Source organism: Vibrio sp. 10N.286.45.E10 (genome assembly GCF_002874195.2).
Lineage (GTDB): Bacteria > Pseudomonadota > Gammaproteobacteria > Enterobacterales > Vibrionaceae > Vibrio > Vibrio crassostreae.
This window is the reverse complement of sequence record NZ_MCWD02000002.1, coordinates 560,977-577,269: the sequence shown is the minus strand read 5'-3', so window position 1 is coordinate 577,269 and position 16,293 is coordinate 560,977. Positions and strand designations below refer to the sequence as shown.

Annotated in this window: 11 protein-coding genes; 9 read left to right on the top strand and 2 right to left on the bottom strand. The window is 46.5% G+C overall.

The features are described from left to right. Window positions 1-320: 320 nt before the first annotated feature. The gene (gene lldD, locus BCU34_RS15680) at window positions 321-1,460 is read right to left on the bottom strand and encodes an FMN-dependent L-lactate dehydrogenase LldD (RefSeq protein ID WP_102478988.1); all 1,140 of its coding nucleotides are present in this window, start codon (window positions 1,458-1,460) and stop codon (window positions 321-323) included. 258 nt (window positions 1,461-1,718) lie between these two features. Next, window positions 1,719-3,413: an L-lactate permease gene (locus BCU34_RS15675; RefSeq protein WP_102478989.1), complete on the bottom strand. Its 1,695-nt coding sequence runs from the start codon at window positions 3,411-3,413 to the stop codon at window positions 1,719-1,721. Window positions 3,414-3,647: 234 nt separating this feature from the next. On the opposite strand from BCU34_RS15675, the gene BCU34_RS15670 reads away from it, so the two are divergent. From BCU34_RS15670 to BCU34_RS15630, 9 genes are all read left to right on the top strand, one after another. Then, window positions 3,648-4,565 (top strand): LysR family transcriptional regulator, encoded by a 918-nt coding sequence (locus tag BCU34_RS15670; RefSeq protein WP_055319193.1) that lies wholly within the window; start codon window positions 3,648-3,650, stop codon window positions 4,563-4,565. 545 nt (window positions 4,566-5,110) lie between these two features. After that, entirely contained in the window at window positions 5,111-6,451 is a 1,341-nt protein-coding gene (locus BCU34_RS15665; protein ID WP_102478990.1) for a carbohydrate porin, read from the top strand. Between the two features lie 610 nt (window positions 6,452-7,061). Beyond that, window positions 7,062-8,069, top strand: a complete 1,008-nt coding sequence (locus tag BCU34_RS15660) for a LacI family DNA-binding transcriptional regulator (RefSeq protein ID WP_048660655.1) — start codon at window positions 7,062-7,064, stop codon at window positions 8,067-8,069. A gap of 18 nt (window positions 8,070-8,087) precedes the next feature. Next, a complete protein-coding gene (locus BCU34_RS15655) occupies window positions 8,088-9,335 on the top strand; it encodes an ABC transporter substrate-binding protein (RefSeq protein ID WP_102432085.1) in 1,248 nt (415 codons plus the stop codon). Between the two features lie 67 nt (window positions 9,336-9,402). Then, window positions 9,403-10,389, top strand: coding sequence for a carbohydrate ABC transporter permease (locus tag BCU34_RS15650; protein ID WP_017068577.1), 987 nt, complete (start codon window positions 9,403-9,405; stop codon window positions 10,387-10,389). Window positions 10,390-10,435: 46 nt separating this feature from the next. Next, a complete protein-coding gene (locus BCU34_RS15645) occupies window positions 10,436-11,284 on the top strand; it encodes a carbohydrate ABC transporter permease (protein ID WP_017061568.1) in 849 nt (282 codons plus the stop codon). A 17-nt stretch (window positions 11,285-11,301) separates the two neighbouring features. Then, the gene (locus BCU34_RS15640) at window positions 11,302-12,651 is read left to right on the top strand and encodes a GH1 family beta-glucosidase (RefSeq protein ID WP_102478991.1); all 1,350 of its coding nucleotides are present in this window, start codon (window positions 11,302-11,304) and stop codon (window positions 12,649-12,651) included. Beyond that, on the top strand, window positions 12,651-13,742 hold the full coding sequence (locus tag BCU34_RS15635) for an ABC transporter ATP-binding protein (RefSeq protein ID WP_008216689.1): 1,092 nt from the start codon (window positions 12,651-12,653) through the stop codon (window positions 13,740-13,742). The genes BCU34_RS15640 and BCU34_RS15635 overlap by 1 nt, the downstream gene beginning before the upstream one ends. Window positions 13,743-13,850: 108 nt before the next feature. After that, window positions 13,851-16,265, top strand: a complete 2,415-nt coding sequence (locus BCU34_RS15630; protein ID WP_102480631.1) for a GH36-type glycosyl hydrolase domain-containing protein — start codon at window positions 13,851-13,853, stop codon at window positions 16,263-16,265. Window positions 16,266-16,293: the final 28 nt, after the last annotated feature.

The window sequence follows — 16,293 nt, the reverse complement described above, 5'->3', positions numbered from 1 at the left end:
CTAGTCACTCTAAGCAAATCCCTCTCAACAAAGAGTAAAACGCTTTTAGCTGAACCCTTCGGGCAGCGTTTGCTGGCCATTTCTACTACGTTATCGGCTTCTCATGTAGGCTAGCTACACATCGACGCCTCTGCCTTGTATAAATACCCAGCAACTCGCTGCAAAAATCAGCTCGAAAGATCAACACGCCCTAGCTTTTTATTTTATTTTCCAGTGCTTAAACGGTGTCACAACGGCAGTGGAATTGCTGTGACACCGATTGAACTTCAGTCTAAGTAGACCAAAGCATGAGTCCGAATTCGAACCTAAATCGTTGAGGCTTAATCTAGCCCCACCAAAGATTCACGAGTTAAGTCTTTGATTGTCTTTGCGCCTGTTAATGTCATCGCAACACGCATCTCTTTGTCGTACAGGTCGAGTAGGTTTTCAACACCTGCTTGTCCTTGTGCAGCTAATGCGTAAACGAAAGAACGGCCAAGCAAAGTGCAATCTGCGCCCAGTGCCATCATTCGAACCACATCCAAGCCAGTACGAATGCCAGAGTCGACCAGAATCTTAGTGTCGCCTTTTACTGCGTCTGCAATTGCGGGTAGTGCTTTAGCACTTGATAACACACCATCAAGCTGGCGGCCGCCGTGGTTTGAAACCACAATGCCGTCTGCGCCAAATCTCACGGCGTCTTTCGCATCTTCTTCATCAAGAATGCCTTTGATGACCATCGGGCCGTCCCAGAAATCACGGATCCACTCTAGGTCTTTCCAAGAAATTGATGGGTCGAAGTTATCACCTAACCAACCGATGTAGTCTTCCAGTTTGGTAGGAGAACCACGATAAGTTGAGATGTTTCCTAAGTCGTGTGGTTTACCCAGCAAACCAACATCCACCGCCCAACTAGGATGACGCATAGATTGGAATACACGACGAACAGCGGCGTTTGGACCACTCATTCCGGAATGCATGTCACGGTAGCGCGCGCCGGGTACCGGCATATCAACCGTGAAGACTAAGGTGGTCACGCCCGCTGCTTTTGCACGTTCAAGAACGTTCTTCATGAAGCCGCGATCTTTTAGCACGTAAAGTTGGAACCACATTGGGCGTTCAATTTTAGGTGCGACTTCTTCAATCGGGCATACCGATACGGTCGACATGGTAAAAGGGATGCCTTTATTGTCTGCGGCTTTAGCAGCTTGTACTTCGCCACGTCGTGCGTACATGCCTGTTAGACCAACGGGTGCTAAGGCAATCGGCATCGCTAGTTTTTCGCCAAACAGCTCAGTTTCCAAATTCAGATCTGACATGTCATTGAGGACACGCTGCTTGAGCGCGATCTCTGCAAGATCGGCTGTGTTGCGGCGTAGGGTATGTTCACCGTAAGAACCGCCGTCAATGTAGTGGAAAAGAAACGGTGGTAATTTCGCTTTTGCTGCGGCGCGGTAATCAGTCGATGCGGATATGATCATAATTTCAGTCCTAAATTCTTGGGATGTTGCCCTTCTATGAGAGCTTGGCTTGGGCTGCTTTAATTCTTGAAAAAGTAAGCGTTGGTTGTTTCTTAAACAGTGAAACAGTGAAACAGATAAGCAATAAAATGGCGTTAATACCCGAGGGTGTTGATGTGTTTTAGTATCCATTCCGAAACTCATCAACTGTCTTATTAGACGGTGTTGCAGTCGGGGAATTGAGTATTAACGCCAAGTGCTTTTGTAACGACTTATGGTTTACATAAGTGCGTCTGTCATTTTGAAGCCGTAGATAACCACTAGGCCGATGATTCCTGTCATCACCAAGTAGTAGAACGTTGGGATGATTGTCTTACGTAGGGTTGCGCCTTCGCGTCCTAGTAAGCCCACGGTTGCTGAAGCGGCTACCACGTTGTGAATCGCAATCATGTTACCTGCTGCTGCACCAACGGCTTGAAGAGCAACAACCACCGCACTAGAGATAGTCAGAGTTTGCGCTACTTCGAATTGGAACTGGCTGAACATCATGTTTGAAACCGTGTTCGAACCTGCAATGAAGGCACCTAGCGCACCCACCGTGGCACTCAATGCTGGGAATGCGCCGCCAACGAGGTCTGCTGCAAAGTTTGCCGTCGTTACTGGCATACTTGCCAAATCTGCACCGTTTACACCAGAGTTAATGAAGATACGTACCATTGGGATGGTGAACACCAACACAAAGCCTGCACCAATCAGTGTCTTGCTCGACTCACCAAAGGCTTTAGCCAGTGGAGCTGCGCTGCGAGATTGCATCAGAACCGCAACCAGCGCGACGAAGACTAAGATGCCGCCCGGTAGGTACAGAGGTTGAATCGCTGTGCTGACGCCTGTCTCACCAAGGATGTTGCTGAATGAAAGGCTAACGCTCTTGAGTAGGCCTTTGAACTCAGGACTCACACGGCTAGCAACCAGAGTTACAGCTAGCAGCACGTAAGGTGCCCATGCCATCGCCATGCTCATCTTCTTATGATTGTGGTTGTTGTCGTCAAGGTCGATTTTCAGCGAACCTAGCCATTCTGCTGGCCACTTGTCTTCGCTTTCAAAATCCCATTTTGATTTAGGAACTAGGAAGCCACGTTTTGCCGCCGTAACCACAATCGCTAAGCCAACTAGACCACCAATCAGTGATGGGAATTCAGCACCTAGGAAGACACCCGTTAGTGCGTAAGGAATAGTGAAAGCCGCACCTGCGAACAGTGCGAACGGTAGGATATCTAAACCTTCAGTCCAGCTTTTGTTCTTACCGAAGAAACGAGTCAGCATCATTGCCATCAGCACAGGCATCATTACACCGACAGAAGCGTGAATCAGCGCGACACTTGACGTGATTTGTTGTAGGTAAGCATCCCAAGTAGAGCCGTGAGCAATCAAGCTTTCACCGATGTTGTGTGTATCCAAGCCTTTGTTCACACCTACGATAATTGGAGTGCCAACCGCGCCGAATGATACTGGCGTAGATTGGATCATCATGCCCATCAATACCGCAGCAAGCGCAGGGAAGCCGATAGCAACCAGTAGCGGTGCGGCAATAGCTGCAGGTGTGCCGAAGCCAGATGCGCCCTCAATGAATGAACCAAAACACCAAGCAATGATGATTGCCTGAACGCGACGGTCAGCGGATATGTCCGTGAAGCCGTTGCGGATAGTGGTGATAGCTCCGGTGTGTTTCAAAGTGTTTAATAAGAAGATAGCGCCGAACACAATCCAGAGAACCGACACGGTTATGCCGAAACCTTGGAATACAGAAGCCAACACGCGAGTGCTAGACATATCCCAAGCAAATAGGGCAATAGCAACGGTTAGTGCAAATGCCACTGGCATCGCTTTTTTCGCTGGCCAGTTCAGGCCAACCAATAGAATCGCTGCAACAACTATTGGCGAAAAGGCCAATAAAGCTAGTAGAGTTTCACTCATGGGTACTTCCTCGTACTGTTTTCAAACGTTCATGTTTGAAGTAAAGATCACGTTATGGTTTGTCGTCATTTGAATCGCTTTGGCCTCTAAACGGGAACCTTGTTTGGGCGACTCTTGTAATTGGAATGACTGTTTTTGTAATTGTTTTGTTAATTTGGCGTGAATTTACCCCTTTATTTTTTATTGATATAGGGAAATAATGAAAATAATTAATTCCAAAATTGGCATAATCAAATGCGAGCAGACGATTTGATCCTGTTTTCACAGGTAGTTGAACTGGGTAGTTTTAGTAAGGTGGCAGAACAAAATAACCTTACAAATTCGGTAGTTAGTAAGAGAATTGCACGCCTAGAGGAAGAAATTGGCGTGCAATTATTATATCGAACTACGCGTAAATTGACCCTGACCGAGGCAGGTAAGGCAATGTTACATAGCGCCAAAAATGTGAAGCAGGCGGCGCAAGAGGCTATGGACGCAGTTTCAGGCTTTGGTGAAAATGTCAGTGGTCATATCAAAATGTCAGTGCCTACTATCTCCGGAGATTTGATACTCGCAGACGCTGTTGCCGAGTTTTGTAATATGCACCCAGGTTTAACGGTCGATATGTCTCTGAACAATCGCTTTGTCGACTTGGTAGAGGATGGTCTCGACTTGGTGATTAGAACTGGATACCTGGAAGATTCCAGCCTAATTGCTCGTCATATATTGGATTCACAATGGGTGGTGTGTGCATCGCCATCTTATATTGCTAAAAACGGCAAGCCAATGCTGCCTAAAGACTTGGTGCAGCACAATTGCTTGCAATACGCCTATCAAACAACAGGCGCTAGCGAGTGGCAGTTTCTGCACAGTAAAGATGGCTGTACCGACAACGATAAATACATTGTGCGTGTCTCAGGCTCTTTCTCGACTGACAACGCGACGGCATTAAGAAAAGCGGCGCTGGGTGGACATGGCGTTGCTTACGTGCCGCGCTGTCTGGTTTATCACGATATTCGCAACGGTCAGCTGGTGGATATTTTCCCTGATTTGGTCGGGAAAAAGTTGGGCATTTATGCGGTGTACCCTTTTACTCGCCAGCCACCAAACAAAATTAAGCTACTGATCGAACACATCAGAGCGCGTTACCTGACGATTTCACATTATTTTTAATGTTATGAGTTTTCGCCATGTTTTGATGAGTCGAGTCATAGCGTTACAGCATATAAAAGAAGGATCATGATAACTGCGGGGGATGCCGCAGAGTAAAGCTGTCGATCTCACTGCTAATATCTATGCATTTACTCTATTCAATATGGGAATAGAGTCCCTAGATTCACTTTAGCGAATACTTGATTTTAGATAACTGGGTATTTGACTAAGACCAAAAAACCTCAAAATCTGCCTTAGATTTTGAGGTTTTTCATATATATGAAAACCAATCAAAACTGCATCATGTTTCCCTCACTTTTACACTCTGTTTTCCGTGATAGACCCCGCCATTATTGATGAAATGAAAGCGATTTCAAGCTGCTGTTTTACGCATTATTCAATCTAACTCACTGATATTTAATTAATACTTTTGGCTGTGAACTTTCTAAAAGTTTCATGGGTTTTAAGCTGATTTATCAGTGTGAACAGCGACTAACTTTTCAACGCTTTCATTGCTTAATATTTCCCTGTTCGATGAAAACTCAAAAAAATAATAGGGAATTACAATGCAAAAATTTAAGCTTTTGCCAATAACAGTCGCAGTGGCGGCTTCGCTTGCTTCACTCTCTTCTTTCGCTGCAGAGACGGATCTTGCTGCTTTGGAACAACGAATCCAAGAGTTGGAGTCTCAGGTTGGAGATATCAAGTACACTGATGACCAACAACAAGCGGTTCTAACTTCAGACACGAATGTACCAGACGGTATCGTCTTCTCTGGTTATGCTCGTTACGGCGCTCACTATAAAAGCGGTGATGAGCGTTATGTAGACATCGGTACAACAGGTCGCTCAGTTGGTCGTTTAGGTAATGAAGCCAATGGTGGTGAAGTTCAGTTAGCTAAACTTTTCCAAGCTGACAATGGCGCTATCTGGGACGTCGTATTCATGGCTGACCACTGGGAAGCAGACGCGTGGGCTGAAGACGGCGGTCTAAGCATGAAAAAAATGTACGCTGGTGTAACCAACGTCTTTGAAAGCCAGCCAGAACTTTACATGTGGGCTGGTCGCGACTTCCATCAACGTCCGCAACAAGGTTTGAACGATTACTTCTGGATGACACATGATGGTCAAGGTGCTGGTTTTAACAACTTAGACTTCGGTGGCGCCAAGCTAGACATGGGCTTTGTTGGTCAAGTGAAAGGTGGCCTAGTAAATGACAATGGTCGATACGCAGTGACCGCGAAGCTACACAGTATTGATGCTGGCATAGGTAATCTGGATTTTTACGCGAACTACGGTTTTGCATCGAGCGAAGCGGATACGTCTACGACGACTGAGTATGTATACGATCCAGTAACAGATTCAATGCAGCCTGTCGTGACTGCAGGTCAAAAAGTCAGTGATGAAACGGCATACTTAGTAGGTGCAACATTGGGCTTGGGTGAGTCTAACAAATTGGTTGTTAAGTACGGTGACGGTGCAGACTCATCTGTATTTGAACTGAAAGGTGATTACCAAACTTTGTACGCAAGTGTTGAAGGTAGCTACGCAGCGACAGACAACTTCATCATTGATTACTTAGTGTCGTACAAAGACAATTCTGGCTCAGATCTAGACCGTGAGAACACAGAATACGCGGGTATCGTTCGTCCACAGTACCAATGGGATGATGTTCACTCTACATGGTTAGAAGCTGGCTACGGCATGGTTGATTACGATGACGATGGTGAAGAGAACGCGTGGAAAGTAACGCTGTCTCAAAACGTTTCTCTAGGTGGTTTACCTTGGAGCCGTCCAATGCTTCGCTTCTACACAACGGTGGGTGATGTAGAAACGAAAGGTAACACAGTGAAGACAACGAATGTTGATACATTGTCGTTCGGCGCAATGTTTGAAGCCTGGTGGTAATCACCGATATAGAAAGCGCAGCTCTTTGAATTCGGCATATTTTCAAGGAGCGATACTTTCGAATATCCAAGCTTGTTAAGGGCATACGTTGAAATACCTATGCTTTTAACGAGCAAGTAATACTGTCCATTTTAGCCCTAAAGGCAGATTGATTAGGGCATGTTATATAACTCCATTCTTGGGCACATTCTTTGTGCCCTTTTTTTCGCCACTAAATCAAGGATTCACCATGAGACTTTCTTCCATCGTGTCTCGAGTTTATTTAGGTTTCTCTGTACTGAGCGTGATTATGCATGGTTAAGCATCAGTAGCAATAAAGACATAACGACTCGAATCGAAAACATCACCCAATCGCGCTGATAGAAAAACTGAGTTTAGACGTGCTTGTTTGATCTGAAGAACAAGTAACCGATAGGCGTCCTGATAGTATTAACAATAATCCCATGAAACAGTTTCATGGCGTAAAGGTAATCTGTAAGCGCTTTCATGATTTCCAGAACTGACCTTTTTACCTCCAAGTTTAGTGTGATGTTACTCACGCCTACTGAGACTTAATTCCTTAATAATCGTTTTGTAAGCGGTTACAAGCTAATGAAGTATCGAGGTTCGAGTGGCGACAATTAAACACGTATCAGAACATGCAGGTGTGTCTCAAGCGACAGTGTCTAGAGTGATCAACGGCACCAGTAGAGTGAGTCATGACAAGAAATTAAAGGTTGAAAAAGCGATCAAGGAGTTGGGTTATCGCCCGAATTCTATCGCTCAAGCCTTAGCTTCAAGTCGTACCGGTAGTGTTGGCGTTGTTGTTCCAGAACTTGGTGGCTCTTTCTATTCAGGCATCTTGCATAGCATAGAAGAAAACCTACGCCGCTTTGGTTACCACGCTGTTGTTGCGGCGGGCTCGAACACCGAACAAGGGCAGCGCGAGTCGGTGGAGTTTCTGTTGGGGCGTCGTGTTGATGCTTTGATTCTTCATACTCAACTGCTCAGTGATGACTATTTAATTGAATTGGAAGAACAGGGGACTCCTGTGGTTTTAATTAACCGCTTCATCCCAGAAATGGCGATGAGTTGCATTGATATTGATAACGAAGTCGGGGGGCTACTCGCTACTCAATACCTTTTGCAAAAGGGACATACAGATATCGCGTGTATTACCGGGCCTTTAGATAAAGCAGACGCTAGGGGGCGTTTACAGGGGTATCGAAAGGCCTTGGAAGAAGCGGGTGTGCCTTACGATGAAGCTTTAGTCTCGGAAGCGGGCTTTACTGAAGAGACTGGCATCAGTGCTATGAAGAAGCTAATCAACCGTAAGTGTAAGTTTACGGCGGTGTTTGCTTCTAATGATCACATGGCATTTGGCGCCTTCGAAGTTCTGCATCAAGAGGGATTGTCTGTTCCGAAAGATGTTTCTCTTGTTGGCTTCGATAACACTATCTTCGCGCGCTATCTGACCCCTAGTTTGACCACCATTAATTTCCCTATTGAAGAGATGAGCATTGAAGCAGTGCAGCTCACTCTGCAAAAGCTAAAAAAAATCAAACATGACGTGAACTTTAAATTGCTGCCGACGTTGGTCACTAGAAACTCGGTATCGGATTTACTCGTTACCCTATAAAAACATTAAGGATAGAACATGAAATTTAAGACCTTAGCGCTCTCATGCGCGGTTGCTTTAGGATTAGGTACAACGGCTGTTAATGCGGCTGACAAAGAGATTCGTTTCGATGGCTTCCCTGATTTCGATAGCAGCCTGAAGGTATTACTGCCTGATTTCGAAAAGAAAACAGGGATTAAAGTTGATTACCTTATGAACAACCACGGTGACCACCACACAAAACTAACCACTAACCTAGCAACTGGCTCAGGTGCGGGTGACGTGATTGTTGTGGACGTAGAGAAAATCGGCCCATTCGTTGGTTCTGGCGGCCTAGTTAACCTGTCTGAAAACTATGGTGCAGATAAATACGAAGAACGATTCGCTCCATACGCATGGGCGCAAGGCAAAGGCGCTGACGGCGACATGTACGGCATCCCTGTCGATCTTGGTCCAGGTGTTATGTACTACCGCACCGACGTGTTTGAAAAAGCAGGCATCAATGTAGAAGACGCAATCAAAGATTGGGATTCATACATCGCTGCGGGTGAAAAACTGAAAGAGCAAAACGTACAACTTATCGCTTCAGCAGCCGACGTGGCACAAGCGATCATCTTCACAACAGTTCCTGAAGGTGAAGGTCTTTACTTCGATAAAGATGGCAACCCAGTGGTGACATCTGAGCGTTTTGTTCACGCTTTTGAAGTGGCAAAAGAGATTCGCGACAAAGGCTTAGATGGCCGCATTCTGGCTTGGTCTAACGAATGGTACGAAGGCTTCCGCAACGGCACATTTGCAACTCAACTTTCTGGCGCTTGGCTACTTGGTCACCTAAACAACTGGATTGCACCTGAAACCAAAGGTAAGTGGGCAGTAGAGAACCTTCCTGATGGCATCTACGGCAGCTGGGGTGGTTCATTCCTATCTATCCCAACTCAGTCAGACAACCCAGATGAAGCTTGGGCACTTATTGAATACATGACGACTGACCGTGAAGTTCAACTTAAGCACTTCGAAACGATTGCGGCTTTCCCTGCGAACGTAACGACGTATGACGATGAGTTGTTCCAAGAAGAGATGGAGTTCCTAGGTGGGCAGAAAGCGCGCCTTCTATTTGCTGAAGTGGCACAAAACATCAAACCAGTATCTCCAGCTCAAGGCGACCACGTAGCACGTTCTATAATTTTAGAGAACGCATTGATGGAAGTGCTTGATGAAGGTAAGGACATCGAGACTGCATTGAAAGAGGCAGAGCGCCTAATCAAGCGTCGTACGCGTAATCTTTAATTTGTTTTTATTTTGAGTAAGTGAGGAAGCGTGGATAACGCGCTTCCTTTTTTAAGAGGTCGTTACTATGAATCATACAGCGAGCACAACGATAGAACCTGCGGACAAAAGCCTTTTTTCTCGTCTGAATTTGAAAGCGCTTACACCGTATGGATTCCTTCTGCCGTTTCTGATCATTTTTTCTGTATTTGGGATCTTCCCGCTGTTGTTCTCTGTTTACCTGTCGTTCCACGAATGGAACCCAGTACAGGGCATGGACGCAATGCAGTTCGTTGGTTTTGAGAACTATCACATTGCATTGACTGACCCGTGGTTATGGCGTTCATTAAAGAACACATTGTGGCTAGCAATCACATCGGGTGTGGCTCAGCACTTAGTCGCAATTCCAGTGGCTTACATGTTGGTTTCAATGGGTGACCGTATGCGTCACTGGTTAACATCGGCGTATTTTCTACCGTTCATCACATCAACGGTCGCAGCGTCACTGATTTTCTTCAACATGTATTCTCCTAACTCAGGAATCATTAACCAAACGCTAATGGCACTGGCCGATAGCACGCTGTTTGGTTGGGCATTTGCTTGGGTTAACGATTTCCAACCAATCCGCTGGTTAGACGATGCCACTATGGTGAAGCCGTCTATCGCGATCATGGTTTTCTGGAAATACACCGGTTTTAACATCGTCCTTTACACCACAGGTTTAATGACGATTCCTAAAGATATTTTAGAAGCTGCTCGTATGGATGGTGCCAACGCCTTTCGCCGCTTCTGGAATATTTCACTACCAATGATTCGTCCATTTATCTTCTTTGCTATCACGATGACCATCATCGGTAACCTGCAAATGTTTGAAGAACCGTTCGTTCTAACGCGTGGTACAGGTGGTACGGGTCAATCAGGTCTAACTATCTCTATGTACCTCTACAAAGTGGGTTGGGAATGGTTAGAAATGGGCACAGCGTCAGCGATTTCATGGCTCCTGTTTGCACTCATCGCAACGTGTACCTTGGTTCAATTTTTATTCTTCGGTAAGAAAGGCTTAGGGGAACATTAAGATGTCGACATCAATTAAGACAAATACCTCACCACTAAGTGGCCTAATGCCAAGTGAACGCACCATGTACATCATGACTAAGATCTTGATGGTTATGCTCGGCATATTACTGATTGTTTCCGCAATCATTACGGTGTTCCCGTTTGTGTGGTCAGCACTGCTTTCAACACGTGACCGTTCGGAGATCTTCGGTTCAGGCATCAGCTTTGCGATTGGCGATAGCCTAATGGTGAACTACGCAAAACTGCTGGAAATCATGCCGTTTTGGAAAGCGATGTTTAACTCGATTTACGTGGCTTTCTTAGGCACCACCATCTCACTGCTGTTCTGTAGCATGGGTGGCTACGCGTTTGCTGTGTTTAAGTTCCGCGGTAAGAACGTGTTGTTCGGTATGCTGGTTGGCTCAATGGCGATTCCGCCTGTGCTTAGCTTGATCCCTTACTTCATGATCGTGAAATTCTTAGGCTTGCTAGATAACCACATGGCTGTATGGCTACCGTTCACAACCACGCCATTTGGTATCTTCTTGATGCGTCAGCACGTGATTGCATCGATTCCTAAAGAGCTATTAGAAGCGGCGAAACTAGATGGCGCAGGCGAGTTCAGAACGTACTGGAGCGTGGTACTGCCACTAATGAAGCCAGCACTTGCAACATTGGCTATCGTGCAGTTCGTCTTCTTCTGGAACATGTTTATGCAACCTCTTGTGGTGCTAAATAACCCAGACAATTATGTGATTACACAGGCGCTACGAAGCGTTCAAGGTATTCCGAATACGCCATGGGGTGCGGTAATGCTAGGCACCACAATTTCAATTTTACCACTCGTAATTACATACCTGTTCGCATCGAAACAGATGATCAGTGGTTTAACGTCCGGCGCAGTTAAAGGTTAGGTTTAAGGGTTATAACAATGAATAAATTTCAACTTCCAAGTGATTCAAAGTTACGCAGTAAGGAATTTGTATTCGGTGTCGCGACATCTTCATACCAAATTGAAGGCGGCGTTGAAGAGGGCGGTCGTACACCGTCTATCTGGGACACGTTTTGTAAGACGCCAGGTAAGGTAGATAACGGCGACAATGGTGATGTGGCATGTGATCACTACCACCTATGGAAGCAAGACATCGAGATGATTCAAGGCTTAGGCGTTGATGCTTACCGCCTATCAATTGCATGGCCACGTATTCTGCCGCAAGACGGTGAGGTGAATCAGCAAGGCCTAGAGTTTTATGAGCAGATCATCGATGAGTGTCATGCTCGTGGCATGAAGGTGTATGTGACTTTGTATCACTGGGATCTGCCACAATACCTTGAAGACAAAGGCGGTTGGCTAAACCGTGAAACGTCTTACAAATTTGCGGAATACGCAGAAGTCGTGAGTAACTACTTTGGCGACAAGATTGATGTTTACACAACATTGAACGAACCGTTTGTGTCTGCATTCCTTGGTTACCGTTGGGGCGAACACGCGCCAGGCATCAAGGGTGAGAAAGAGGGCTACTTAGCATCTCACCACCTAATGTTGGCACACGGTTTGGCGATGCCGATTCTTCGTAAGAATGCGCCTCATGCTAAGCATGGCGTGGTATTTAACGCGACTCCGGCTTACCCATTAACACCACAAGATCAAGGCGCCGCAGACTACTGCGAAGCGGAGAACTACCACTGGTTTATCGACCCAGTATTGAAGGGTGAATATCCGCAGTTAGTGGTTGAGCGTCAAGCGATGAACATGCCAATGATCCTTGAAGGTGATTTAGACATCATCAGCGCACCAGTCGACTACATTGGTATCAACTACTACACACGCAATGTCGCTCGCTTTAACGAGAATGGTGACATTGAATCAGTCAAGCAAACCGATGCTGAACACACTTACATCGGTTGGGAGATCAACCCACAAGGCCTAACTGATTTATTGGTAAGACTGGATGTTCGCTACGAAAATATGCCGCCTATCTACATTACGGAGAACGGTGCTGCAGGTAACGACGAGCGCGTTAATGGACAAGTGATGGATGAGCAACGTGTTCGCTACTTCCAAGGTCATATCGAAGCGGTTCACAACGCAGTTGAAGCCGGTGTGAAAGTGGATGGTTACTTCGCTTGGAGTCTGATGGATAACTTTGAGTGGGCATTCGGTTACTGCCAGCGTTTTGGCATTGTCCATGTTGATTACACCACCCAAGAAAGAACACTGAAACAGAGCGCAATTGCGTATCGAAATATGCTTCTAGAGCGCGCTGAGGAGAACAGATAATGGCTAAAGTAGAATTTAAGAACATCAAAAAATCATTCGGTGATGTTGAAGTCGTCAAAGAGTTTGATTTTACGGTTGAAGACGGCGAGTTCGTGGTTTTCCTTGGCCCATCTGGCTGTGGTAAATCGACCACGTTACGTATGCTTGCCGGACTTGAAAGCATCAGCTCTGGTGACATCGTGGTTGGTGGCAAAGTGATGAACAAAGTCGATGCTAAAGACCGTGACTTAGCGATGGTATTCCAAAGCTACGCGCTGTACCCACATATGACGGTTTACGAGAACATCGCCTTCGCACTAAAACTGAAAGGCATGCCGAAAGCGGAAATCGACGTAGAGGTACTAAAAGCCGCGAAAATGCTAGAGCTTGACCCACTACTGAATCGTAAACCAAAAGAGCTTTCTGGTGGTCAACGTCAGCGTGTGGCAATGGGCCGTGCGATGGTTCGTACGCCGAAAGTGTTCTTGTTTGATGAGCCGCTATCTAACCTAGATGCAAAACTTCGTGGCGTGATGCGTGAAGAGATCAAACACCTACACCGCGAGCTTAAAACTACCACGATCTACGTAACTCACGATCAAATCGAAGCGATGACATTGGCGGATCGCATCGTGATCCTGAAAGACGGTTATGTTGCTCAAGTAGGTACGCCAACCGAGGTGTTCCAGCGCCCAGCTAACAAGTTTGTCGCACAATTCATTGGTAACCCGTCAATGAACATGTTGGAAGCAAAGCTGATTGAAAAAGAAGGCGAGTACTTCGTTGAACTTGGCGATGTTCATATCCCACTGCCAGAGCGCTTTAAGTCTCTAGCATCTAAAAACCTAGCGCTTCATTTTGGTGTTCGTCCAACAGACATCCACCTACGTGCTGAGCAAGTCGACCACGACCGTGTGCTGCCATTCCCTGTGAAAATAAAAGACAAGGAACTGCTGGGTGCGAGCATTCTTCTGAAAACAGAAATCGGCGGTCAACCGCTGATGGTTGAGACCCAAGCCGCTGAAGTGGACGTGAAAGAGCTGACACTTTACTTGGATTTGGATGCTTTCCACCTGTTCGATGCACTTAGTGAAAACTCGCTAGCGAGCTAGTCAATTACGAGCTAGCCAACCAATTTAAATCAGCCATTGAGCTGATACCAACTAACTTACGACAAATTGTTTTGGCTCCTCCTGATTTGGGAGGGGCTAGGGATAGTGATGATGAAATTCGGATATTTTGACGATAAAAACAAAGAATACGTAGCAACGACACCGTGTACACCGATTAAATGGTGTAACTATGTGGGCACATTAGATTTCGGTGGCATTGTCGATAGCAACGGCGGTGTGCTGTTGTGTAAGGGCGACCCGGCACTGAACCGTATCACCAAGTACATTGCACAACTGCCAAACTCAGATTTCAAAGGTTCGACCATGTACCTCAAGGTGCGTGACGAAGCGGGTAATGTAGAGGTGTTCTCACCCTTCTACACTCCGACTCTGAAGCCGCTAGATAAGTTTGAAAACCATACAGGCCTGTCTTACACCACCATCATTGCAGAAGCGTTTGGTGTGCGTTGTGAAGCAACGTTCTTCGTACCAAAAGCAGACCAAGTATTGCTGCAAGACATCAAAGTCACCAACATTTCAGACAAAGCGCTGCACGTTGATGTGGTACCGGTGTATGAATTCACGCACTTCGATGCGCTTAAGCAGCTATTGAATGCGGATTGGGTTCCACAAACCATGACACTGAAAGCACACCAGCAAGAATCGGGTCATACCGTGCTTGAGCAGTATGCCTTCATGAAGCGCGACTACGCGGTGAACTTGATGACTGCTGATCGTCCTGTGACATCATTTGATGGTGACCGCCAATCATTCCTAGGTCAGTTTGGCTACGGAACTTGGGCTGCACCGCAAGCGTTAGAAAACGATGAGCTTGGCAACACTGAGTGTTTGCGTGGCGATAACATTGGTGCACTTAACCTACGTCTGGGTTGGTTATCTCCAGAGCAGACAGAGCGTACGGTTGTACAAATTGCACAAGAAGAGGGCCTAGAATCTGCATTGCCTCTATTGGCCAAATACCGTGACCATCAAGTGGTCGATTCGGCGTTCGCTGAACTGGTTGAACACTGGGATAGTTACCTACAAGCGGTTCAGGTTGAAACGCCAGACCCGGCAATGAACTCGATGCTTAACGTACACAACCCACGTCAATGCCACACAACCAAAAACTGGTCTCGTTACCTGTCTCTGTATCAGCTTGGCTATGGCGCTCGTGGTATTGGTTTCCGTGACTCTTCGCAAGACACATTGGGTGTGATTACTCATATGCCAGAAGAGGCGCGCGAGTTTATCGAGCGTCTGTTGTCTGTTCAGAACACCAACGGTTCTGCGATGCATCAGTTCTTCCCATCAACGATGGAAGCGAACGCGGGTGACTCGCGTGAAGAAGAAGATCGCCCGGATTACTACGGTGATGATCACCTGTGGATCATCTACGCGGTGACGCAATATGTGAAAGAAACGGGCAATGCAGACTTCTTGAATAAAGAGATCCCGTTCTATCAAAAAGACAAAGCGGGCAACCCAATCGAAACGGGAACAGTTTGGAACCACCTGTGCCGCGCGATTGAATTTACCTACACCAATACTGGTGAGCACGGTCTACCGCTGCTAGGTTTTGCTGACTGGAACGACACGGTGAACCTGCCAACCGGTGCTGAGTCGATGATGGTCGCCAACATGTACGGCAAAGCCCTGCTCGATATGCTGGACCTTTGTGAGCTGCGTGGCGAAGCGCAACTGACGGCTAAGTTTAAAGATCAGTACCAACAGATGCAGAGTACGGTGAATGAGTGCGGTTGGGATGGCGAGTGGTTTGTGCGTTACTTTGATGAGCAAGGTTTGCCAATCGGTTCTCATAAAAATGAGCAAGGGCAGATCTACACTAACGGTCAAAGCTGGCCTGTAATTTCTGGTTTCGCGACTCAAGAACGTGCAACGCAAGCGCTAGATTCGGTTTACAACAAACTGAACACCACCAATGGCATCAAACTTTCAACACCGGGTTACAACGGCTTTAATCCACAGCTAGGTGGCGTATCAACATACCCACCGGGTGCGAAAGAGAACGGCGGTATCTTCCTGCATTCAAACCCATGGGTGATGATCGCAGAAGCGAAAATGGGCAACGGCGAGCGTGCTTATGAGTACTACCGTCAAATTAATCCGGCTTCGAAGAACGACGATATTGATACCTTCGAGTCAGAGCCATACTGCTACCCACAAAACATCTTGGGTGACGAACATAAACAGTTCGGCTTAGGTCGTAATGCATGGCTGTCTGGTACTTCATCTTGGACATACGTTGCAGGTACGCAGTGGATTCTGGGTGTTCGTCCTGAAGTGGATGGTTTGCTGGTGGACCCTTGTATTCCGGCTGAGTGGCCTGAATTCAAAGTCCGTCGTCAGTTCCGTGGCGCAACATATATCATCCATGTCTCGAACCCGAACAATGTGTGTAAAGGTGTGGTTGAAATGAAGGTCAATGGTGACCTGATTTCAGGCAACAAAGCACCGGTATTTACATCGGGTGAGCACATGGTAGAAGTGGTATTAGGCTAACAAAGAGAAGGGCGCTTTATGCGCCCTT